This is a genomic window from Saccharomonospora azurea NA-128, from assembly GCF_000231055.2.
In the GTDB taxonomy this organism is placed as follows: domain Bacteria; phylum Actinomycetota; class Actinomycetes; order Mycobacteriales; family Pseudonocardiaceae; genus Saccharomonospora; species Saccharomonospora azurea.
This window is the reverse complement of record NZ_CM001466.1, coordinates 4102386-4123474: the sequence shown is the minus strand read 5'-3', so window position 1 is coordinate 4123474 and position 21089 is coordinate 4102386. Positions and strand designations below refer to the sequence as shown.

20 protein-coding genes are annotated in these 21089 nt (G+C 69.5%); 9 read left to right on the top strand and 11 right to left on the bottom strand.

Annotated elements, in window-relative coordinates:
- Window positions 1–2 precede the first annotated feature (2 nt).
- Entirely contained in the window at window positions 3–1406 is a 1404-nt protein-coding gene (locus SACAZDRAFT_RS19055) for an NYN domain-containing protein (protein WP_005444306.1), read from the bottom strand.
- A 117-nt stretch (window positions 1407–1523) separates the two neighbouring features.
- Between SACAZDRAFT_RS19055 and SACAZDRAFT_RS19050 the strand changes: the two genes are divergently transcribed.
- Both SACAZDRAFT_RS19050 and SACAZDRAFT_RS19045 read left to right on the top strand, forming a co-directional pair.
- Window positions 1524–3224, top strand: a complete 1701-nt coding sequence (locus SACAZDRAFT_RS19050) for a DEDD exonuclease domain-containing protein (RefSeq protein WP_005444305.1) — start codon at window positions 1524–1526, stop codon at window positions 3222–3224.
- Window positions 3225–3298: 74 nt separating this feature from the next.
- The gene (locus SACAZDRAFT_RS19045; RefSeq protein WP_005444303.1) at window positions 3299–3583 is read left to right on the top strand and encodes an Lrp/AsnC family transcriptional regulator; all 285 of its coding nucleotides are present in this window, start codon (window positions 3299–3301) and stop codon (window positions 3581–3583) included.
- Window positions 3584–3682: 99 nt separating this feature from the next.
- Here the strand turns inward: SACAZDRAFT_RS19045 and qcrB are convergent, their stop codons facing one another.
- From qcrB to ctaE, 4 genes are all read right to left on the bottom strand, one after another.
- Window positions 3683–5344 carry a cytochrome bc1 complex cytochrome b subunit gene (gene qcrB / locus SACAZDRAFT_RS19040; protein ID WP_005444302.1) on the bottom strand — a complete coding sequence of 554 codons (1662 nt, stop codon included), beginning with the start codon at window positions 5342–5344 and terminating at the stop codon, window positions 3683–3685.
- The gene (qcrA, locus tag SACAZDRAFT_RS19035; protein ID WP_005444301.1) at window positions 5341–6489 is read right to left on the bottom strand and encodes a cytochrome bc1 complex Rieske iron-sulfur subunit; all 1149 of its coding nucleotides are present in this window, start codon (window positions 6487–6489) and stop codon (window positions 5341–5343) included. The genes qcrB and qcrA overlap by 4 nt, the downstream gene beginning before the upstream one ends.
- 105 nt (window positions 6490–6594) lie before the next feature.
- A complete protein-coding gene (qcrC, locus tag SACAZDRAFT_RS19030; protein WP_005444300.1) occupies window positions 6595–7422 on the bottom strand; it encodes a cytochrome bc1 complex diheme cytochrome c subunit in 828 nt (275 codons plus the stop codon).
- A gap of 44 nt (window positions 7423–7466) precedes the next feature.
- Window positions 7467–8096, bottom strand: a complete 630-nt coding sequence (gene ctaE / locus SACAZDRAFT_RS19025) for an aa3-type cytochrome oxidase subunit III (protein ID WP_005444299.1) — start codon at window positions 8094–8096, stop codon at window positions 7467–7469.
- Window positions 8097–8255: 159 nt separating this feature from the next.
- On the opposite strand from ctaE, the gene SACAZDRAFT_RS19020 reads away from it, so the two are divergent.
- A complete protein-coding gene (locus tag SACAZDRAFT_RS19020) occupies window positions 8256–8666 on the top strand; it encodes a hypothetical protein (protein WP_005444298.1) in 411 nt (136 codons plus the stop codon).
- 209 nt (window positions 8667–8875) lie between these two features.
- Window positions 8876–9901 carry an anthranilate phosphoribosyltransferase gene (gene trpD, locus SACAZDRAFT_RS19015; RefSeq protein ID WP_005444297.1) on the top strand — a complete coding sequence of 342 codons (1026 nt, stop codon included), beginning with the start codon at window positions 8876–8878 and terminating at the stop codon, window positions 9899–9901.
- A gap of 222 nt (window positions 9902–10123) precedes the next feature.
- On the opposite strand, the gene SACAZDRAFT_RS19010 is transcribed toward trpD, so the two are convergent.
- Together SACAZDRAFT_RS19010 and ctaC are read right to left on the bottom strand one after the other, a co-directional pair.
- A complete protein-coding gene (locus tag SACAZDRAFT_RS19010) occupies window positions 10124–10540 on the bottom strand; it encodes a cytochrome c oxidase subunit 4 (protein WP_005444296.1) in 417 nt (138 codons plus the stop codon).
- Between the two features lie 50 nt (window positions 10541–10590).
- A complete protein-coding gene (gene ctaC / locus SACAZDRAFT_RS19005) occupies window positions 10591–11538 on the bottom strand; it encodes an aa3-type cytochrome oxidase subunit II (RefSeq protein WP_005444295.1) in 948 nt (315 codons plus the stop codon).
- Between the two features lie 138 nt (window positions 11539–11676).
- Here ctaC and asnB point away from each other — a divergent pair, with 138 nt between their 5' ends.
- Window positions 11677–13605 carry an asparagine synthase (glutamine-hydrolyzing) gene (gene asnB / locus SACAZDRAFT_RS19000; RefSeq protein ID WP_005444294.1) on the top strand — a complete coding sequence of 643 codons (1929 nt, stop codon included), beginning with the start codon at window positions 11677–11679 and terminating at the stop codon, window positions 13603–13605.
- On the opposite strand, the gene SACAZDRAFT_RS18995 is transcribed toward asnB, so the two are convergent.
- Both SACAZDRAFT_RS18995 and SACAZDRAFT_RS18990 read right to left on the bottom strand, forming a co-directional pair.
- Window positions 13595–14989, bottom strand: coding sequence for an FAD-binding oxidoreductase (locus SACAZDRAFT_RS18995; RefSeq protein ID WP_005444293.1), 1395 nt, complete (start codon window positions 14987–14989; stop codon window positions 13595–13597). The two genes, asnB and SACAZDRAFT_RS18995, sit on opposite strands and share 11 nt — an antisense overlap.
- A gap of 215 nt (window positions 14990–15204) precedes the next feature.
- Entirely contained in the window at window positions 15205–15582 is a 378-nt protein-coding gene (locus tag SACAZDRAFT_RS18990) for a HesB/IscA family protein (RefSeq protein WP_005444292.1), read from the bottom strand.
- Between the two features lie 137 nt (window positions 15583–15719).
- Between SACAZDRAFT_RS18990 and SACAZDRAFT_RS18985 the strand changes: the two genes are divergently transcribed.
- Window positions 15720–16391 carry a DUF3043 domain-containing protein gene (locus SACAZDRAFT_RS18985; RefSeq protein WP_005444291.1) on the top strand — a complete coding sequence of 224 codons (672 nt, stop codon included), beginning with the start codon at window positions 15720–15722 and terminating at the stop codon, window positions 16389–16391.
- 166 nt (window positions 16392–16557) lie between these two features.
- Entirely contained in the window at window positions 16558–17553 is a 996-nt protein-coding gene (locus SACAZDRAFT_RS18980; protein WP_005444289.1) for an aldo/keto reductase family protein, read from the top strand.
- A gap of 39 nt (window positions 17554–17592) precedes the next feature.
- Here SACAZDRAFT_RS18980 and SACAZDRAFT_RS18975 read toward each other — a convergent pair whose 3' ends face one another.
- Complete coding sequence (locus tag SACAZDRAFT_RS18975; protein ID WP_005444288.1) at window positions 17593–18315, bottom strand: IspD/TarI family cytidylyltransferase; 723 nt, start codon at window positions 18313–18315, stop codon at window positions 17593–17595.
- Window positions 18316–18405: 90 nt separating this feature from the next.
- On the opposite strand from SACAZDRAFT_RS18975, the gene SACAZDRAFT_RS18970 reads away from it, so the two are divergent.
- The gene (locus tag SACAZDRAFT_RS18970) at window positions 18406–19374 is read left to right on the top strand and encodes a nicotinate-nucleotide--dimethylbenzimidazole phosphoribosyltransferase (RefSeq protein WP_005444287.1); all 969 of its coding nucleotides are present in this window, start codon (window positions 18406–18408) and stop codon (window positions 19372–19374) included.
- A 51-nt stretch (window positions 19375–19425) separates the two neighbouring features.
- On the opposite strand, the gene SACAZDRAFT_RS18965 is transcribed toward SACAZDRAFT_RS18970, so the two are convergent.
- On the bottom strand, window positions 19426–20529 hold the full coding sequence (locus SACAZDRAFT_RS18965) for a branched-chain amino acid aminotransferase (protein WP_005448541.1): 1104 nt from the start codon (window positions 20527–20529) through the stop codon (window positions 19426–19428).
- 63 nt (window positions 20530–20592) lie between these two features.
- Between SACAZDRAFT_RS18965 and SACAZDRAFT_RS18960 the strand changes: the two genes are divergently transcribed.
- A complete protein-coding gene (locus SACAZDRAFT_RS18960) occupies window positions 20593–20895 on the top strand; it encodes a hypothetical protein (RefSeq protein WP_005444285.1) in 303 nt (100 codons plus the stop codon).
- Window positions 20896–21089: the final 194 nt, after the last annotated feature.

Here is a 21089-nt window from a genome sequence, read left to right as displayed (position 1 = left end):
CGTCAGACTCGTCCGAGCCGGGTCAACAGGACCGCGGCGGGGACGGCATGCGCTCCCTCCGAGCACACCGAGGTCACGACGGCCTGGTCGGACGTGGCGACCACCAGCGGGCGGCCCTGCGGCTCCGACCGCACGATCGTCCGGATGACGTCGTCGGCGAGCACTCCGGGGTCGGAGAACAGCACGCGCACGGAACGCGGGCCCGCGGCGGGGACGGCGGTCACGTCGGCGCCGTCGAACACGACGGTGACCTCGGCACCGGTCCGCGCCGCCAGAGCGCCCAGCTGCCGCACCAGACGCTGCCGCTGCTCGGCGAGAGAGAGATCGGGATATCCGGTCTTGGTGATGTTGTAACCGTCGACGATCAGGTGCACACCCGGCAGCGACAGCAGCGTGTCCAACGTCCTCGGCTCCGAGACCCGGCCGCCCCGCCGTCCCGCGTTGGCACCACGCACGGTGTCCGCGGGCCGCCGTGGGCTGCCACCCACCGACAGCTCGCGCCGCAAACCGTCCACCGCGCCGCTCAGGGTGTCCAGCAGCATCGACAGCCGCACCTCGTCGGCGTCCCGCGCCTCACGGGCGGACTGCCGGGCGACCTCCGCCTCGACCAACGCCCGTTCGGCCCGCGCGCGCTCGGCCGCGGCCTTCTGCCGTTCCCGCTCGTACCGGGCGGTGATCGCCTCGATCTCGGAGTCGCGCTCCGCCTTCGCACGCTCCCGCGCGGCCACGGCCTCCGCCGCCTCGTCCTTGGCCTGCCGGACCCTCACACCCTGCTCGCGCAGCCGTCCCCGCAGCTTGACGATCTCGTCCTCGCGCTCGGCGCGGGCCTGTTCGACCTCCTCGCGGGCCTGTTCCAGGTCGGCGCGCAGCCGTTCGACCTCCGACTCCAGCTTCCGCACCCGGGCCAGCGCGGCATCGCGTTCGGCGCGCAGCGTGGACTCCTCGGTGTTCCGCGCCACCAACCGCACGCGCGACGACGCGCTCGACTCGTTGAGAAGTACCGCGGCGGCCGCCGCCGCGACGGAATCGCCGTCGTTCGGGTTCAGCGCATCGACCCGGTGTTCGCGCAGCCACTCCAGCACCGCGGTGCGAAACCGCGTCGAGTCCCGCAGTGCGGCCAGCAGTGCCGGCCCGCCGAGCCTCGCCCGCTTGGCGGGCGCGAACCGCGCGACCGGCCGCAGCTGCCTCGGGACGTCGTCGCTCGGCAGCCGACCCAGCGCGGCGGCGGCGAGTTCGGCGACGCGCTCCCGGATGGGTTCGGGCAGTCCGAGCCAGTCGACGGGTTCGGTCACGGCCCCGTCCTCCTCCGCGTGAGCCTGCCGGGACGCGGCCGCACCGCCCTCCTCGGACGGCGTCCCCGAGGAAGAGTCCTCGGGGTGCTCGGGGTACGCGGACGACGACAGCATCGGTCCAGCTTAGGTTCTCCACGATCGAACCGCGCCCCCAATACGACGCCGGTTTCGATCACACACGCGGCACACCCGGTCGGAGACTGTCGGTGTCGCTGCCTAGGGTGTCCGCTCATGCAGCTTGCGTTCGACGAGCTGGGCACTCCCCTGCGCGACGTGACCTTCGTGATCGTGGACCTGGAGACCACCGGCGGCGCTCCCGACGGAGGCAACATCACCGAGATCGGTGCCGTGAAGGTCCGCGGCGGGGAGGTGCTCGGCGAGTTCGCGACGCTGGTCGACCCGGGGCAGCCCATCCCGCCCCAGATCGTGGCCCTGACCGGGATCACCACGGCGATGGTGCGCTCGGCCCCGCGCATCGAACACGTGCTGCCCGCGTTCCTCGCATTCGCCGAGGGCGCGGTACTCGTGGCCCACAACGCCGGGTTCGACACCTCGTTCCTCAAGGCCGCCTGCCGCGCACACGGCTACGCGTGGCCCACACCGGTGGTGCTCTGCACGCTCAAGCTCGCCCGGCGCGTGCTGCGGGGGGAAGTCCGGAGCCACCGGCTGTCCACGCTCGCCGCCCTCTTCGGCGCGTCGACGACACCGACCCACCGCGCGCTCGACGACGCCCGGGCCACGGTCGACGTCCTGCACGGCCTGCTGGAACGCGTGGGTCCGCTCGGAGTGCAGTCCCTGGAGGAACTGCTCGACTACCTCCCCGACGTCACCCCCGCGCAACGCCGTAAGCGCGACCTCGCGAAGGACCTGCCCGAACGTCCCGGCGTCTACCTCTTCCGCGGACCGTCGGACGAGGTGCTCTACGTGGGCACGGCGGGCAATCTCCGCCGCCGGGTGCGGCAGTACTTCACGTCGTCCGAAAGCCGCGGGAGGATCAAGGAGATGGTCGCGCTCGCCGAGCGGGTCGACACCGTCGAGTGCGCCCACACCCTCGAAGCGGCCGTGCGGGAACTGCGGCTGCTGGCGGCCCACCGCCCCGCCTACAACCGGCGGTCGAGGAACCCCGGCAAGGTGTGGTGGGTCGTGCTCACCGACGAACCCTTCCCCCGGCTGTCCGTGGTGCGCCGTCCCCGCGACGGGGCGCTCGGCCCGTTCGGTTCCCGCGCCCGCGCCAAGACCGCGGCCGACACCCTGGCGGGCATCGCCCGGTTGCGGACGTGCACGGATCGCATCCCCGCGTCGGGCGCCTCCGGCAGCGCCTGCGTCCTCGCGGAGCTGGGCAGCTGCGGCGCCCCCTGCACCGGAGCGCAGACCATCGAGCAGTACCGCCCCTCGGTGCGGCTCGTGTCGGACCTCGTGCAGGGCACCGACGCCACGTTGCTGCACCGGGGCAGCGACGAGCTCGACGAACTCGCCTCGGCCCACCGCTTCGAGCGGGCCGCACGCCGCCGTGACGAGCTCGCCGCCCTGCTGCGCGCCGTCGACAAGCGGCACCGACTCACCGCGCTGGCCGCCGTGGCCGAACTCGTCGCCGCGGCACCCGACGGCTCCGGCGGATGGGAGTTCGCCGTCGTACGCCACGGCCGGCTCGCCTCCGCGGGTGTGGCACGCCGAGGCGTACCGCCGATGCCGGTGGTCGACGCCCTCGTGGCGTCGGCCGAGACCGTCCTGCCCGAGCCCGGTCCGCTCCGGGGTGCCAACCCCGAGGAGACCGCGCTCCTGTGGCGGTGGCTCACGCGCCCGGGCGTGCGGCTGGTTCGCACCTCCACACCCTGGGCCGAACCCCTGCACGGCGCGGGCCGGTGGCGGACGTGGCTCGACACCGTCGACACCGCCACCGCCCTGGAGACCGCGGGAGACGCCGTGAGCTGAGCGCGCCCCACCCCGTACGCTCAGGGCTACGGAGCAATCCGACCAGCGAATAGTCAGACCGCAAGGAGGCCGTGTTGGTTACCGCGATCGTGCTCATCAACGCCGCGACGGACAGCATCCCGGAGACCGCGCAGGCGATCGCGGACATCGACGGGGTGTCCGAGGTCTACTCGTGTGCCGGCGACGTCGATCTCGTCGCCGTGTTGCGAGTCGCCGGCCACGAGCGGCTGGCCGAGGTCATCCCCGCCCAGATCGGCAAGGTGCCCGGCGTCCTCGACACCGTCACCCACATCGCGTTCCGGTCGTACTCCCGCGCCGACACCGAGACCGCGTTCGACATCGGCCTCGACGACGACTGAGTTCGTGTCCCGCGACATGGGAAAGGCCCCCACCACCGGATCGGTGATGGGGGCCTTTCCCGTCTGGCGTCGTGGCGCCCGAAGGCGCCGTCGACCCGGCTAGTGCTTGCCGGACGATCCCGCCTGCTCGGGCTCCGGCGCCTCCAGCTCGCCACTGGCGTGGTCGCCCTGCTGGGCGCGTGCCCGCTCCAGTGCGGCGGTCTCGTCCGCGGGGTCCGGAGACCACCACGAACCGGGCACCGGCTTGCCCGCGCTGCCGAGCTCGTTCATCTTCTGCGGCACCGGCGCGCCCTGGTACTCCAGCGGCACCGGGTGCCCGTGCTCGTCGACCGGGCCCAGCGGCTGGTGCACCTCGATGAACTCACCGTGCGGCAACCGCTTGATGATGCCGGTCTCCACACCGTGCTCCAGCACCTCGCGGTCGGAGCGTTGCAGCCCCAGACAGATCCGGTAGGTGATGTAGTACGCCAACGGCGGGAGCACGAGGAGTCCGATCCGGCCTGCCCACGTCATCGCGTTCAACGAGATGTCGTACTTGAACGCGACGATGTCGTTGAAGCCGGAGATCTCCAGCACCATGAAGAACGTCAGCGCCATCACACCGAGGCTGGTGCGTACCGGTGCGTCGCGAGGACGCTGCAACAGGTTGTGGTGCGCCGTGTCCTTCGACAGCTTCCGTTCGATGAACGGATACGCGATCAGCAGCGTGAACAGGATGCCCATGCCGATCGCGCCGGCGAAGAACACCGGAGGCACCGTGTAGTTGCCGAGGTAGAGCTCCCAGGCCGGGTAGATACGCAGGATGCCGTCCGCCCAGGCCATGTACCAGTCCGGTTGCGACCCCGCCGACACCTGGGAGGCGTTGTAGGGACCGATGTGCCAGACCCCGTTGATCTGGAACAGACCGGACAGCAGGGCGATGAAGCCGGTGACCAGCGCGAAGAAGGTACCCGCCTTGAGCGCGAAGACCGGCATGATCCGCACGCCCACGACGTTGGTCTCCTTGCGCCGCGGCCCGGGGAACTGCGTGTGCTTCTGGTACCAGACCAGCGCGAGGTGCGCCGCGACCAGCGCGAGCATGATGCCCGGAATGATCAAAATGTGCAGCGCGTACATCCGCGGCACGATCATCATGCCCGGGAACTCGCCACCGAAGAGCGCCCAGTGCAACCAGGTGCCCGCCACGGGGACCGAGAGCACGATGCCCGACAGCGTCGCCCGGATACCGGTACCGGAGAGCAGGTCGTCCGGCAGCGAGTAGCCGAAGAAGCCCTCGAACATGCCCAGGATCAGCAGCAGCGCGCCGATGACCCAGTTGGCCTCACGCGGCCTGCGGAACGCTCCGGTGAAGAAGATCCGGAACATGTGCACGAACATGGACGCGACGAAGATCAACGCCGCCCAGTGGTGCACCTGGCGGATGAAGAGTCCGCCCCGGACCTCGAACGAGATCTCGAGCGTCGACTCGAACGCCCGCGACATCTCGACACCCTGAAGGTTCTTGTACGGGCCGTCGTAGACGACCTCCGCCATCGAGGGGTCGAAGAACAAGGTCAGGTAGATCCCCGAGAGGATCAGGATGATGAAGCTGTAAAGGGCCACCTCGCCCAGCAGGAACGACCAGTGGGTCGGGAACACCTTGTTGAGCTGGTGCCTAATCCCCTTGGCCATGACGTACCGCTGGTCGGCATTGTCCGCCGCCGCAGCGGCCTGCTTCGCCAGCAAGCCGGAGCCCTTCGTCGGCGTAGTGAGTGAGCTCATGACTTGCGCTCCCAGAAACCCGGTCCGATCGGCTCGATGAAGTCGTGCCGAGCAACGAAGTACCCGTCCTCATTCACCGTGATCGGCAGTTGCGGCAACGCGCGAGTCGCCGGGCCGAACACCGGCTTGGCGTACTGCAGCATGTCGAACTGCGACTGGTGACACGGGCACAGCAACCGGTTGGTCTGCTGCTCGTACAACGACGCCGGACAACCCACGTGCGTACAGATCTTCGAGTACGCGTAGTAGGTGCCGTAGTTGAAGTCCTCCTGGCCCTTGCGCTTGACGACCCGCTCGGCGTCGTCGGCGCGCAGCCGGATGAGCATCACAGGGTTGTCGGAGCGCTTGAGCGCCACGGACAGTGCGTGCGAGTCGCCTCGCTCCGACTCCCGGAACGGGAACACCGTCTCCATACCGCCGGCGTCCAGGTCCTCCGGACGCACGAGCGAGATCTCCTGCGGGTCGCCCGTGTTGCGGCGGAGGTAGACGACCTCGCCCGGGTACTGCGGCATCCACCCGGTGTGGGCCAGCGAGTCCGGGCTGTTCGGGTTCTCCCACGGGTTCTTGATGAACCCGGCCACCGGCAGCGCCACCGTGCCGAGACCGAGCACGCCCGCGCCGAGACCGGCGGTGCGCTTGATCAGGGAACGGCGGCCGATCGTGCTCCGCTCACCGGCGTCGGCCAGCTGGGCGACCAGGGTCTGCCGGTCGATCTCGGCCGAGCCCTTGCCCATGTTGTCGGTGCGCTCCTGGACGGCGAGCTCGTCGGGGATGAACCGCTTCGTGTAGAGCAGGATGCCGATCGACAACGCGAGCACCGACACACCCAGCGTGATACCCAACGCAGGCGTGTACAGGCTGTACCAGAAATGACCGCTCTCGTCGTCAGCCGGCACGTACTCCGACGGCCACCAGATCAGGGCGGCGATGAACGCGAGCCCCGCCAGCGTGGCGAGGACGAACCACAACGCCACCGTCCGTTGGGCGCGCCTCTCGGCCTTCGTCCCCTTGACCGGCCACGGATCGGGGTAGTTGACGATCTCGACCCCGTCCAGCTTCGCACCGAGCCGGACGAGTTCGTCACGGCTCATACCCGCGAGCTCCTCGTCGCTCGGCCGCTGCTCCGGCCCGTTACCGCTACTCATGCTGTCTGAACCTGCCTCGCTGTGCTCCGCGTGCAGGGCGTAAGCCCCTCACCCTTGGCCTTCCCGGCTGAACGCCGCCGTGGCTCGACTGGCGTGTTCATGCCCCTACGCCCTCGATCCGATCCACAGGGTCGCGCCGATCAGCGCACCGATGCCGACAACCCAGGCGATCACACCTTCCGATGCCGGCCCGAGGCCACCGAGCGGGTTCCCGCCGGGGGCGTTGTTGCTGCCCGAGACCGACTTCACGTAGGCGATGATGTCCTGCTTCTCCTCGGGGGAGAGCTGCCGGTCGGAGAACTTCGGCATGTTCTGCGGCCCGGTCAACATCGCGGTGTAGATCTCTTCCTCGGAGGCGGGGTCGAGCGGCGGCGCGTACTTGCCCGCCGACAGGGCGCCGCCCTGCCCGGTGAAGTTGTGACACGACGCGCAGTTCAGGCGGAACAGCTCCGCGCCTCGCGCGGGGTTCTCGCCACGCAGCTCCGCGCCGGACTCGGCGGGACGCTGCGGGCCACCACCGTTGGCCTGGATGTAGGCACCGAGCGCGTCGATCTCCTCCGGCGTGAGCCTCGGCGGCTTGCGCAACGCCTGGGCTTCCTGCCGGACCATCGGCATCCGGCCGCTGGCGGTCTGGAAGTACACGGAGGCCTCGCCGACGCCGATCAGGCTCGGACCCCGGTCCTCCACACCCTGGAGATTCTCGCCGTGGCAGCTGATGCAGGTGTTGTTGTAGACCTGCTCACCCTTGCGGATGAGAGCCGGGTCCTCCTGCGCCTGGGCCGTCTGCGGCTCCGGCGCGAACACCGTGTACAGACCGCCCGCGCTCAGCAGCGCCACACCGAGGGCCAGCGTGCCGGCCATACGGCGACGGAATTTCGTGCGACGAGCCGATCGCCTGCTCTCCGCGGCGACGGGCTTCTTCTTGAAGAACATCTTCTGCGGCAACCCTTGCTGTCAGTTCGGCCGAGTACTCGAGATCAAGGAACGATGTAGATCACCGCGAACAGGCCGATCCACACGATGTCGACGAAGTGCCAGTAGTAGGACACCACGATCGCCGAGGTCGCCTGCGCCGGAGTGAACTTGCTCAGCTTCGTCCGCACCAGAAGCATCGCGAACGCGATCAGACCACCGATGACGTGGAGACCGTGGAAGCCCGTGGTCATGAAGAACACCGAACCCCAGGCACCGGACGAGATGGTCACGCCCGAGCTGGCGAGCATGTAGTACTCGCCGGCCTGCCCGAGGGTGAAGACCGTCCCCATGATCAGGGTGATCAAGTACCAACGGCGCAGTCCGAAGACGTCGCCGCGCTCGGCCGCGAAGACACCGAACTGACAGGTGAAGGACGATGCCACCAGGATCAACGTGAACGGCAGCGCGTACGCGATGTCCAGGTGGATCGGTTCACCTGTCGCCGGGTTCAGCGGCGGCCAGATGCCGGAGTCGTTCTGCGCCTTGACCGTGAAGAACATGGCGAAGAGGCCAGCGAAGAACATGAGCTCGCTGGACAGCCACACGATCGTGCCGACACTCACCATGTTCGGCCGGTTCAGCGAGTGCACTCGCTGGCTGATGGAAGGAGCTGCCGTTGTCACGGCTCGCATTATGTCTCCCCTCGACCGGGCGCCGCAGATCGGGTCCTACAGACGGTCGTGCACGGACCGAAAACGCTACCCAAAGAGCCTCGAACCCGCTGGGTAACCAGGGGGTAGGCCCGTTAGCATGAGGCTCGTCACCATCGTCGAGGCGCAAAGGACGCGAGGATGACCGAGCCGGCCAAGAGGATCCTGGTTTTCAGCCACAAGGCGGAGGTGCGCGACTCCATCATCAACGCGGTCGGCCGCCGACCGGCCGCCGATCTGGGGAAAGTCTCGTACGTCGAGGCCGCGGGAGTGGCCGACGTCATCGCGGAGATGGATTCGGGTGAGGTCGATCTCGCCATTTTCGACGGTGAGGCTCAACCCACCGGTGGGATTGGTCTCACTCGGCAGTTGAAGCACGAACTCGCCGACTGCCCGCCTATCGTGGTGGCTGTCCGACGCAGGGACGACCGTTGGCTTGCCACCTGGTCGCAGGCCGACGCCGTACTCGTCCACCCTCTCGACCCGCTCTCCGCGGCGGAGACGGTCGCGCACGTGCTGAGGACCCAGCGTGTGCCCGCGGTGAACGGCTGACCCGGCCGATACCGTTCCCGGACGGCGGCAGTGCCGGTGTCGGAGTTCCCGGAGATCTCGGACACGAGCGGCCTCCTGCGCCGGTGAGGTTCCGGTCACCCCGTTGACCGGTTCGTGAACTGTGATGACGACGGCTCACCTCGGTGCCGGGGTGAGCCCCCAACTTGTGGCCGCACCACGCGTGGTGGTGTCGGCAGCCGGAGATGACCATGCCTGAGCACACCTGGCCAACCGTCCTCAACGAGCTCATCGAGCGCGTCGACCTCTCCGAGGACGCCACGGCGTGGGCCATGGACCAGGTGATGTCGGGTGAGGCCACCCCGGCGCAGATCGCCGGCTTCGCCGTGGCCCTGCGGTCGAAGGGCGAGACTCCCGCCGAGATCTCGGGTATGGCGAAGGCGATGCTCGCGCACGCCAAGCGCATCGAGCTCACCACGCCGACCGTGGACATCGTCGGCACCGGCGGCGACCGCAAGGGCTCGGTGAACATCTCCACGATGACGTCACTCGTCGTGGCCGCGGCCGGCACGCCCGTCGTGAAGCACGGCAACCGCGCCGCCTCGTCGAAGTCCGGCGCGGCGGACGTGCTCGAAGCGCTCGGTGTGACGATCGACTCGGAACCCGACGACGTGCGCCGCTGCGTGGAGGAGCTCGGGATCGGCTTCTGCTTCGCTCCCGTCTTCCACCCCGCCTACCGCCACACGGGGCCGCCACGCCGCGAACTGGGCGTTTCCACGGCGTTCAACCTGCTCGGCCCCCTCACCAACCCGGCACAGCCCACGTCGGGACTCATCGGGTGCGCCTACCTGGACAAGGCTCCCGTCCTCGCCGAGGTGTACGCGCGGCGCGGGCACAGTGTCCTGCTGGTGCGCGGCGACGACGGCTTCGACGAGATCACCACCACGACCACCAGCACGGCCTGGGTCGTGTCGAACGGCCAGGTGCGCCGGACGACGATCGATCCCACCGTCCTGGGCATCCCGCTCTCCGAGCCGGACGCTCTGCGCGGTGGTGACGCCGCCGCGAACGCCGAGGTCGTCAAGGACCTCGTGGGCGGCAAGAAGGGCCCCGTACGCGACGCCGTGCTGCTCAACGCCGCGGGCGCGCTGGCGGCCTACGCGGGCTTCTCGGACGACCTCACCGCCGATCTGAGCGCGGGTCTGGAGCGAGCCACCCGGACCCTCGACTCCGGTGCTGCCGCCGACCTGCTGGATCGCTGGATCAAGCGGAGCTGAGGCTGGGCCCGTCCGGTGCCACTCGGGCATCGGACGGGCACCTCGGCACGCCGCCCCAACGCGCGCCGGAGCATCGAGGACACGACGCCACGGGGAGAACCCTCACCGAGCCGCCACGAGCCCCCGAGCGCGCTTTCTGACCGCTCCCCGACGACGGACGACAAGAACGAGGGCCCCGGTGCACACCGGGGCCCTCGTTCTGGGATCGCGACGATCGAACGGTCAGTGGCTGCGACTCGTGTGGTACTCGAACACCAGGCCCGCGACCGACATGATGACGACCACGATACCGACGATGATCAGCCAGGGCTGCCAGAACGCCAGCGCGATGCTGAGCAGCGCTGCCGCCGCGGCGACGCCGATCGGCCAGTAGCTGCCAGGGCTGAAGAAGCCCATCTCCCCGGCGCCGTCGCTGATCTCGGCGTCCTCGTGGTCCTCGGGACGCGGCTCGATCCGGCGGGCGACGAACCGGAAGTAGCTGCCGACCAGCAGCGCCAGGCCACCGGAGAGCAGGAGCGCGATCGTGCCGATCGGCTCGATGCCGTCGTCGGTCATCTGGGCGGTGAGCACCCCGTAGACCACCGCGACGACCAAACCGAAGATCGCGACGATGTCGAAAACCCGAGCTTCGACCTTCATGAGCGTGTGTCCTTCTTACTCGATCGCTGGGTCACTTCTCGAGGCCCGGCTCAGTTTGACGCGGTCCGCAGGGTGCGGTCGGTCGAGAACGGGCTCGTGGTCGTGGCGACCGGGCTGCACAGCTTTTCGTCGCAGCCTTCGCCCTGCATGATCGACAGAGCCTCGGCGGCGGTGTTCGGCTGCCCCGTGTCCGGGTTGATCTGCTTGCGCAGCTCGATGTACCGGTCGTACTTGTCCGGCGACAGAGCACGGATCTCGAAGTTCATCATCGCGTGGTAGGTGCCGCACAGCTCGGCGCAACGGCCGACGAAGGCACCTTCCTGGTCGATGGTGTTCTGGAACGAGTTGTCCTGGTTGTTCTTGTCCGGGTGGGGGATGACGTCCCGCTTGAAGTGGAACTCCGGCACCCAGAAGGAGTGAATGACGTCGGTGGACACCAGGTTGTACTGGATCCTCCGGTCCGTCGGGACGACCATCAGCGGAATCTCGCTGGAGCTACCGACCGTGGTGACGGGCTGACCGTTCTCGGCCTGCTCCTCCGGGTACGTGAACTCCCAGTTCCACTGGAACCCGGTGACGTCCACCACCACGTCGGGGTCGTCCTCCTCGGCCAGCACCGACTGCTCGGTGACCGCCGTGAAGAAGAACAGGACGCAGACCATGACGACCGGCAGCACGACCACGAAGAGTTCCAGCGGCACGTTGTACTGGAACTGCCTCGGCAGGGGCTCGTTCTTGCCCTTCTTCTTCCGGTGGAATGCCATCGACCAGAAGATGAGTCCCCACACGATCGCGCCGACACCGAGCGCTGCCACGACCGCCCAGGTCCAGAAGGTGCGCATCTTGTCGGCCTCCGGCGTGACACCGTCGGGCCACCCGAACCGCAGAATTTCCTCGCCCGAGCAACCGGTGACCGTCAAAGCGACGAGCGCGGCGAGCGCCGCTAGCTTGCCGGCCTTGCCTCGTCGTGTGCCCCGGGTGCGCTCAGAAACGCCCACTCCGTGATGCCTCCTCGCCCGATCCTTGCAACGAATGGGACTCTAGCCGAGACCCGGGACAGCGGCGTCACCGCCTTCCCCGGCATACTTGCGACTTACGACTCAAGGCTTTGACGAACAAAGGGTGTGTGAAACGGCGTGTGCGGCCTGCTTGGACTGGTCTGTGGCAGTGAGGACGACGCGGCGAAGGCGCGGGAGGCCGTCGGCCGTGCCCTGCGCTGCCAGCGGCATCGCGGCCCTGACGAGACCGACACCTGGGCGAACGGCCGCGTCGTCTACGGCTTCAACCGCCTCGCCATCATCGACCTCGAGCACTCGCACCAGCCCCTGACCTGGGGCCCTGAGGACAACCCCACGCGCTACACCATCAACTTCAACGGTGAGATCTACAACTACCTCGAACTGCGCGAGGAGTTGGCCGAAGAACACGGTGCGAAATTCGCCACAGAAGGCGACACCGAGGCGATCGTGGCCGCCTACCACTACCTCGGCACCGCGGCGGTGGGCCGCCTCCGCGGCATGTTCGCGTTCCTGATCTGGGACTCGGAGCGCCAGGTTCTCTTCGGTGCGCGCGACCCGTTCGGCATCAAGCCGCTGTACTACGCGTCCGGCCCCGACGGCGTCGCCTTCGCGAGCGAGAAGAAGAGCCTGCTGGAGCTCACCGACACCCTGGGCATCGCGCAGGAGCTCGACCGCACCGCCCTGCAGCACTACCTGACGCTGCAGTACGTCCCCGAGCCCGAGTCCCTGCACCAGGGCATCCGCCGAGTCGAGTCCGGAACCTCGTTCACGGTGTCGCCCGGTGGGGAGCCGAGGATCGAGCGCTACTTCTCCCCCGAGTTCCGCGCGCAGCCCGTGTCGGGTGCGGCGCAGGTGGCGGCCCTGCACGAGAACATCGCCGAGGTGCTGCGCGACTCGGTCGCCAAGCACATGCGCGCGGACGTCACGGTGGGCTCGTTCCTGTCGGGCGGCATCGACTCCACCGCCATCGCGGCACTGGCGAAGGAGCACAACCCGAACCTGATCACGTTCACCACCGGTTTCGAGCGCGAGGGCTACTCCGAGGTGGACGTGGCGGCCGAGTCCGCCGCGGCCATCGGGGTCAAGCACGTGGTGCGCACCGTCTCCGCCGAGGAGATGATGGAGACCCTGCCGCTGATCGTCTGGTACCTCGACGACCCGGTGGCGGACCCGGCGCTCGTGCCGCTGTGGTTCATCGCGCGTGAGGCGCGCAAGCACGTCAAGGTCGTGCTGTCCGGCGAGGGCTCGGACGAGCTGTTCGGCGGCTACACCATCTACCGTGAGCCGCTGTCGCTCGCGCCGTTCGAGAAGGTCCCCGGCGGCGTTCGCAAGCTCATCGGCAAGGCGTCCACGTTCATCCCCGAGGGCACCCGCGGCAAGGACCTCCTGCGCCGGGGAGCGTTGTCGCTGGAGGAGCGCTACTACGGCAACGCGCGTCTGTTCCGCGACGACCAGTTGCGGCCGATCCTGCGCACGTTCCGCGAGGGCATCGGCCACCGGGACGTCACCGCACCCTGGTACGAGCTCTCCCAAGGCTGGGACCCAGTGGCGCGCATGCAGCACGTCGACCTGTTCACCTGGCTGCGCGGCGACATCCTCGTGAAGGCCGACAAGGTGACGATGGCCAACTCGCTGGAGTTGCGAGTGCCGTTCCTGGACGCGGAGGTGTTCCGCGTCGCGTCGACGATCCCCCTGGACCAGAAGATCACCAGGGAGACCACCAAGTACGCCCTGCGGCGGGCGTTGGACGGCATCGTGCCCGCCCACGTGCTGAACCGGCGCAAGCTCGGCTTCCCCGTGCCGATCCGCCACTGGCTGCGGACCGACATGTACGAATGGGCGCGCGGCATCGTCAACGACTCCAAGACCGACGAGCTGCTCGACAAGCAGGCGATCCTGGCGATGCTGCAGGAGCACAAGGACGGCACGCTCGACCACAGCAGGCGGCTGTGGGCGCTGCTGGTCTTCATGCTGTGGCACGGCATCTTCGTCGAGCACCGCATCAAGCCCGAGGTCCCGGAGCCGCACTACCCGGTCAAGCTGTAGTCAACGGCCGGATGTCGTGCCAGCGGTGGAAGACGTCGTCCGGGTCGTATCGGCCTTTGAGTTCCGCGAGTCGCCGGTAGTTGCGCTCGCCGAAGCCCGCCACGACCCGGTCGTGTCCTTCGTCACCGATGAAGTTGAGATATGCGTCACCCGTGCCCCAGGGACGGACGTCGGCGCACAGACCGCGTGACCAGGCCCTCACCCGGGCGTCGTCGGCCGGGTCGGGGTAGATGCCGAACGGATGCACCGCCCAAGCCGCGCCGCGGTCGAAGCCCGGCCACGCACGCCCACGGGAGATCGCGCCACCCCACGGGAAGAGCAGCTGCTGGGACGCCGACGGCACGGGCATCTCCCCGGCGCGGGCGCAGAACCGGTCGAGGGCCTCGTCGGGCAGCTCGCGGAGGTTCTCGTCCGACCAGTAGTTGCGCTGGCCGGGCGGGTCGTCGAGCATGCGCTGGAACTCGGCGTACGGGACCTCGGACACGAACTCGCCCCAAGGCTCGGCCGCGCGCAGCGGCGCGATGAACTCGCGCAGTTCGCCGATCGGCCCCGTGTAGGTCACCAGCACCGCACAGCAGAGGGTGTCCACCAGCTCCGGTGGCACAGGATCGTCGGCCTTGGCCGTGTGGTAGATCACGCCGCCGCCGACGGCCTCCGGCGCACCGTCCAGCAGATCACGGTAGAGCCGGGACACGGCACGCCCCTGCTCCGCGGGCCAGACGAGCAACGCGATGCAGAACTCCGGCAACGGATGCAGGGCGAAGGTCAACGACGTCGCCACACCGAAGTTGCCGCCGCCTCCGTGCAGCGCCCAGAACAACTCGGGTGTGCTCTCCTCGTCCACGTGCACCTGCCGCCCGTCGGCGGTGACCAGCTCCACCGCGAGGAGGTTGTCGCAGGACAGCCCGAAACGCCGCTCCAACCAGCCCGATCCCCCACCGAGCGTCAAGCCCGCGACGCCGGTGGTGGACACGCGCCCGCCTGTGGTGGCGAGGTGATACGGCTGGATCGCCGCGTCCAGGTCCGCCCACGTGGCACCGCCTCCGACGGTGACGGTGCGGCGCCCGGTGTCGACGCCGACGTCCCGCATCGGCCGCAGGTCCACCACCAGCCCTCCGTCGACGAGGCTGGCTCCGGACACGCTGTGGCCACCCGCACGGACCGCCACCTCCAGATCGTGGTCGGTGGCGAAGGCGAGCGCTGTCGCGATGTCGTCGGGAGTCGCGCAGCGTGCGATCACCGCGGGACGGGCGGTCACCATCGCGTTGAAGACCGCGCGGACGTCCTCGTAACTCGGGTCTTCCGGCGTCAGAGCGGTACCCGCGAGGGCCGCGTCGAGGCCCCGGACCGTCCGACCGTCGAGCGCTCGTGACGTAGTGGACATCGTGCCTCCTTCCCCCTGGCCGTGGGGGAAGTCGCAGGCACGGCGGCGGCGTTACGCCGCCGGGTCGCCGAACTCGCGTGCGGATGATTCCCGCCGCACCTCGCAACAACAACGCTCCCAGAGCCGTCGCACTCGGACGAGCGCGGCTCTGGGAGCGGTGAGGTCGATCGGTGACCCGGCTGACCGTAGGCCTGAGGACAGGCCCTGAAGACGGCTCAGTGGAAGGAGTCGCCGCAGGCGCAGGAGCCACCGGCGTTCGGGTTGTCGATCGTGAAGCCCTGCTTCTCGATGGAGTCGACGAAGTCGATCTCGGCGCCCTCGACGTACGGAGCGCTCATGCGGTCGACGGCCACTCGCAGCCCGTCGAACTCGCGGAACAGGTCGCCGTCCAGCGTGCGCTCGTCGAAGAAGAGCTGGTAGCGCAGGCCGGCGCAGCCACCGGGCTGCACGGCGATGCGCAGGTGCATGTCGTCCCGACCCTCCTGGTCGAGCAGCGCCTTCGCCTTGGCGGCGGCGGACTCGGTCAGCGTGACGCCGTGTGTCGCCTCGCCGGCGTCGGCGGAGGTGTTGCCGGTCTGCTCAGCGGTCGTCATGACTCTCCCTCACGGTTCGTGGTTCAGGCGGGCATCGGCTCCAACACACCGCATACCCGTTCTGTTCCCACGGTCCATGGTGTCACATTCGCCGACCGGATGAACATGCCGACTGTGCGCTGCAATACCCTGGTGAGGTGAGGTTCCTGCGTCGTTCGAGCACCAAAGAGGCCGACACCACAGACGGCACCGCCGAATCCGGCACCACCGTCGAGGATGCCGACTCGGCCGAAGCCCGTCGCAAGGGCTACACCCCGGGCAAGGGCCGCCCCACGCCCAAGCGCCGTGAGGCCGAGGGCAGGCGGCGCGGCCCGGTCGCTCCCCCGCCCCAAACCACCCGGGAAGCCATCCGGCGCAGCCGTGAGCTGCGCAAGAAGAACCCGGTGAACAAGGAGGAGCGGCGCGCCGCGGCGAAGGAGCGACGTGAGCGCATGCTCGCCGGCGACGAGCGCTACCTGCTGCCCCGGGACCGCGGCCCGGTGAAGGCGTACGTCCGGGACCTCGTCGACTCGCGCCGCAACGTGCTCGGCCTGTTCATGCCGATGGCCATCGTGGTGTTCATCACTCTGCTGGTGCCGATCATGGTCGTCCAGCAGTACGCGACGCTGCTCACCACCGTGATGTTGCTCGGCATGATCATCGAGGGCTTCCTCAACGGCAGGCGGATCAGCAGGCAGGTGCGCGAGAAGTTCCCGAAGGAGAACATCCGCGGTTCCTCGATCGGCTGGTACGCCTTCGTGCGGGCGAGCCAGCTGCGCAAGCTCCGCGTTCCCAAGCCCCGCGTGAAGCCCGGCGACAAGGTCGACTGAGCCCGGCGTGTCCGCGCCTCATGCACGCGTGTCCGCGCTTCCCGTACGGGTGTCCGCGACGTGCGACGCGAACAAGCGTTCGCAGGTCGCGGACACGATGTCGGCGGACCCACTCGGCGGGTCAAGTCGTTAGTGTTGCGAAACAAGTAACCGCTAGTCTTGCGGTATGGAGTTTCGTCGTCTCGGCCGCAGTGGCCTTTCCGTCAGTGAGATCGCCTACGGCAACTGGCTCACCCACGCTTCGCAGGTGGAGGAGGAGCAGGCCCACGCCTGCATCAAGGCCGCACTCGACGCCGGCATCACCACGTTCGACACCGCCGACGTCTACGCGAACACCGCGGCGGAGTCCGTGCTGGGTCGCGGACTGGCCGGTCAGCGCCGCGAGAGCCTGGAGATCTTCACCAAGGTCTTCTGGCCCACCGGCCCCAAGGGCCCGAACGACAAGGGCCTCGGCCGCAAGCACATCATGGAGTCGGCCCACGCTTCCCTGAAGCGCCTCGGCACCGACTACATCGACCTCTACCAGGCGCACCGCTTCGACCACACCGTGCCGCTCGAGGAGACCATGACCGCCTTCGCCGACCTGGTGCGGCAGGGCAAGGTCCTCTACATCGGAGTGTCCGAGTGGGACGCCGAGCAGATCGCGCGCGGCGCCGCGCTCGCCCGCGAGCTGAAGATCCCGTTCGTGTCCAACCAGCCGCAGTACAACATGCTGTGGCGGGTCATCGAGGACCAGGTCGTGCCGACCTGCGAGCGCGAGGGCCTCAGCCAGATCGTGTGGTCGCCCATCGCGCAGGGTGTGCTCACCGGCAAGTACAAGCCGGGCCAGCCGCCGCCCGCGGGTTCCCGTGCCACCGACGAGAAGGGCGGCGCGCAGATGGTCGGGCGCTACCTGCGTGACGAGGTGCTCACGCGGGTGGAGGGGCTGCGGCCGCTGGCCGAGCAGGCCGGGCTGACGCTGGCCCAGCTCGCCGTGGCGTGGGTGCTGCAGAACACCAACGTGGCGTCGGCCATCATCGGCGCCTCGCGCCCCGAGCAGGTGCACGAGAACGTGAAGGCCGCAGGCGTGAAGCTCGACGACGAGCTCATGAAGGCCATCGACGAGACCCTCGACGGTGTCGTCGAGCGCGACCCGGGCCTGACGAAGAGCCCCGTTCTCTGACGACGAGGCCGACGGGCGTGGCCGGGCGGACTCGGCCGGTCACGCCCCCTCGGCGAGAACCTGCGCGGCGATCACCAGATCGTGGGGGTAGGTCACCTTGATGTTGCTCTCCTCCCCTTCCAGCCAGCGCACCGGAAGGTCGGAGAAGCGCTCCATGCACGAGGCCGTGTCCGTGCCGACAAACCCTTCGGCCTCGGCCTTCTCGTAGGCCCCGAGCAACGGCGCGGCCCGGAAGCCTTGCGGGGTCTGTGCGCGCACCAGCGTCCCCGATTCGGGCGCGGTGACCGCCTCGCCCGTCTCGTCGAGGGCGACGATGTCGTGGGCCTCGAGACCGGGCAGCGCGCCGCCGTACTCCCGGGCCACTCGCAGCACCGTCTCGATGAGACCGGTGCTCACCAGCGGGCGCGCCCCGTCGTGCAGCAGCACCGTGTCGATCGCGTCCGACTCGATGCGGGTGCGCAGGTGCCGCAGGGCGAACAGCTCCGACTCCTGCCGTGTCCGTCCACCATGGACGACTTCCACGGCCGTCCCGGGCAGCTCGTCGCGGCACACCCGCTCGACGAGGTCGGCGTCCACGGGTCTCGTCACCAACACGAGGACGTCGACTCCCTCCGCCCGCGCGAACGCCTCCAGCGACCAGGAGACGATGCTGCGGCCCGCGAGGGGGAGATACACCTTGTTGGTCGCCGCTCCGACCCGCGTTCCCGCGCCACTGGCCAGAACGACACCGGCCGCGCCCGGCGATCTCCGCCCACCCACCATGACGACCGATCTTAGAGGCCGCCCGGTTCGCCGTCGCCGGACGCCGACGACGTCGGTCCTGCGGGACGCCCGTCCCGGTACGGTAGGCCCGTGCCTATCGAGTTCGCCGAGGTTCCCCGTCCCGACGACGTTCCACGCCGGACGAGCCGGCCCCGGTACGGCAGGCTCGACGCGTTCGGCGACTGGCTCGCCGCCCGCCAGGGCCGCTCCGAACCCCACGCCCCGCAGCGCCCCCGGGTCGTCGTGTTCGCCGCCGACCACGGCGTCGCGAGCCGAGGCGTGTCCGCCCGCTCCCCCGAGTTCACACGACAGGCCGTGCGGGAGCTTCGCACCGGCGGCACACCGCTCGGGCTTCTGGCCGAGCGCGCGGGCGCCGGGATCCGGGTGGTGGACGTCGCGGTGGACGACGACGAGCACTCCGAGTCCCGGGTCCGCCGGGGCTCCGGCTCCGTCGACCGCGAGGACGCGCTGACGCCCGAGGAGACCGAGGCGGCCGTCGACCTCGGCAAGCGGATTGCCGACGCCGAGGTGGACGAAGGCGCGGACCTCCTCGTGCCCGCCGAACTCGGCACCGGCGCGAGCACTCCCGCGGCCACGCTCGTCGCCGCGTTGACCGGCACCGAGCCCGTGGCCGTCGTCGGCCGCGGTTCCGGTATCGACGACAACACGTGGATGCGCAAGGCAGCCGCCGTCCGGGACGCCCTGCGGCGAGCGAAGCCGGTGGTGACCGAGCCGCTCGAACTGGTGGGCACGGCCGGTGGAGCCGACCTCGCCGCCCTCGCGGGATTCCTCGCCCAGGCAGCGGTGCGCCGGACCCCCGTGCTGCTCGACGGACTGTCGGTGTGTGCCGCCGCCCTGCTGGCCGAGGAGCTCGCTCCGGGTGCGCGTTCGTGGTGGACGGCCGCGCACCGCAGCACCGAACCGGCTCACGTGCTCGCGCTCGAACACCTCGACCTGGAGCCGCTGCTGGACCTGGGTGTCGCCGAAGGGTCCGGGACCGGAGCGGTCATGGTGCTTCCCCTGGTCGCGATGGCGGCAACCGTCCACCACACCCTGTGACAGAGGGCCGGGAGACGACGTCCCCAGCCCTCGTCAGCGTGTCGAGAGTCGTCAGCCGAGCGTGTGCATCCACCCGTGCGGGTCGGGCCGCGTGCCCTCCTGGATGCCGGTGAGCTCGTCGCGCAGCTTCATGGTGATCTCGCCGGGCGTGCCGTCGCCGATCGAGAACTCACCACCGGCGTGCTTGACGCGGCCGACCGGCGTGATCACCGCAGCGGTGCCGCAGGCGAAGACCTCGGTGAGCTCGCCGGACGCCGCCGCCTTCTCCCACTCGTCGGTGCTGATGCGGCGTTCCTCGACCTCGTGGCCGAAGTCGGACGCCAGCCGCAGCAGCGAGTCGCGGGTGACACCGGGCAGCAGCGATCCGCTCAGCTCGGGCGTCACCACCCGGGCGTCGGAGCCCGAACCGAACACGAAGAACAGGTTCATGCCGCCCATCTCCTCGACGTAGCGGCGCTCGTTCGCGTCCAGCCAGACCACCTGGTCGCAACCCTGCTCCACGGCCTGCGCCTGGGCCACGAACGAGGCGGCGTAGTTGCCCGCGCACTTGGCCTCACCCGTTCCACCGGGCGCCGCGCGCACGTACTCCGTGGACAGCCACACGCTCACCGGCTTCACGCCACCCGCGAAGTAGGAACCCGCGGGCGAGGCGATGAGCAGGTAGAGGTAGCGGGACGACGGGCTGTTGACGCCCAGGCCGACCTCCGTGGCGACCAGGTACGGACGCAGGTAGAGCGAGTCGCCCTGCCGGGTCGGCACCCACCGCTCGTCCGCGGCGATCAGTTCCCGGATCGAGCCGAGGAACAGCTCGTCGGGCAGTTCCGGCATCGCCAGCCTGCGGGCCGAACGGCGGAACCGCGCGGCGTTGACCTCGGGCCGGAACGCCTTCACCGTGCCGTCCGGCTGCCGGTAGGCCTTGAGCCCCTCGAAGATGGCCTGGCCGTAGTGCAGGACGGCCGAGGCGGGGTCGAGCGCGATCGGCTCGTAGGCCCGGAGCTGCGCGTCGTGCCAGCCCTGGCCCTCCGTCCACTCCACCGTGGCCATGTGGTCGGTGAAGTGGACCCCGAATCCCGGCTTCGCCAGTACCTCAGCTACCCGCTCCGCCGATGCCGGACGGGTGCTGGGACGGTGGCTGAAGGGGATCGTGGTAGTCATGGCCGTCAGCATAACTCCGCCGACGACCACACCAGAGCCCCGCACGCCCCTAGGATGTGCCCCGTGACCTCGCAGCCTCAGCCCAGTTCCGCCCCCAACGCCGTCTCGGCCGGACCCGCCTCGGACGCCAAGGCGTTCGCCGCCGCCGCACTGCTCACCTTCACGTGCGGCATGGTCGTCCTCGTCGGCTACGTCATGATCGGGTTCTTCGGGATCATCCTCAGCCTCATCGGCGTCGTCTTCGGGCTCGTCTGGTGGAAGGAGCGGCACGGCGCCATGCTGCCCCGCGACCTGGCCGCCAAGTCGGTGGTCAGCCTCGCCGTGGTGGCGCTGGTGCTGTTCGGACTCGTGCTGCTGATGGTGTGACCCCGCGACCCTGCGGTCCCCGGGGTCACTCGCGCCCCCGGGTGGCGAGGCGATGGACCACCTCGGCGAGTGCCACCACCCCGGCCAGTTGCGCGGCACCGGCCGGGCCGAGGACGGCGGAGGCGAGGCCGGCCAGAGTCACAGCGCCCGCGGCGGCGACGCTCCACCTGTCGCGCCCGTCGTCCTGCTGCGCG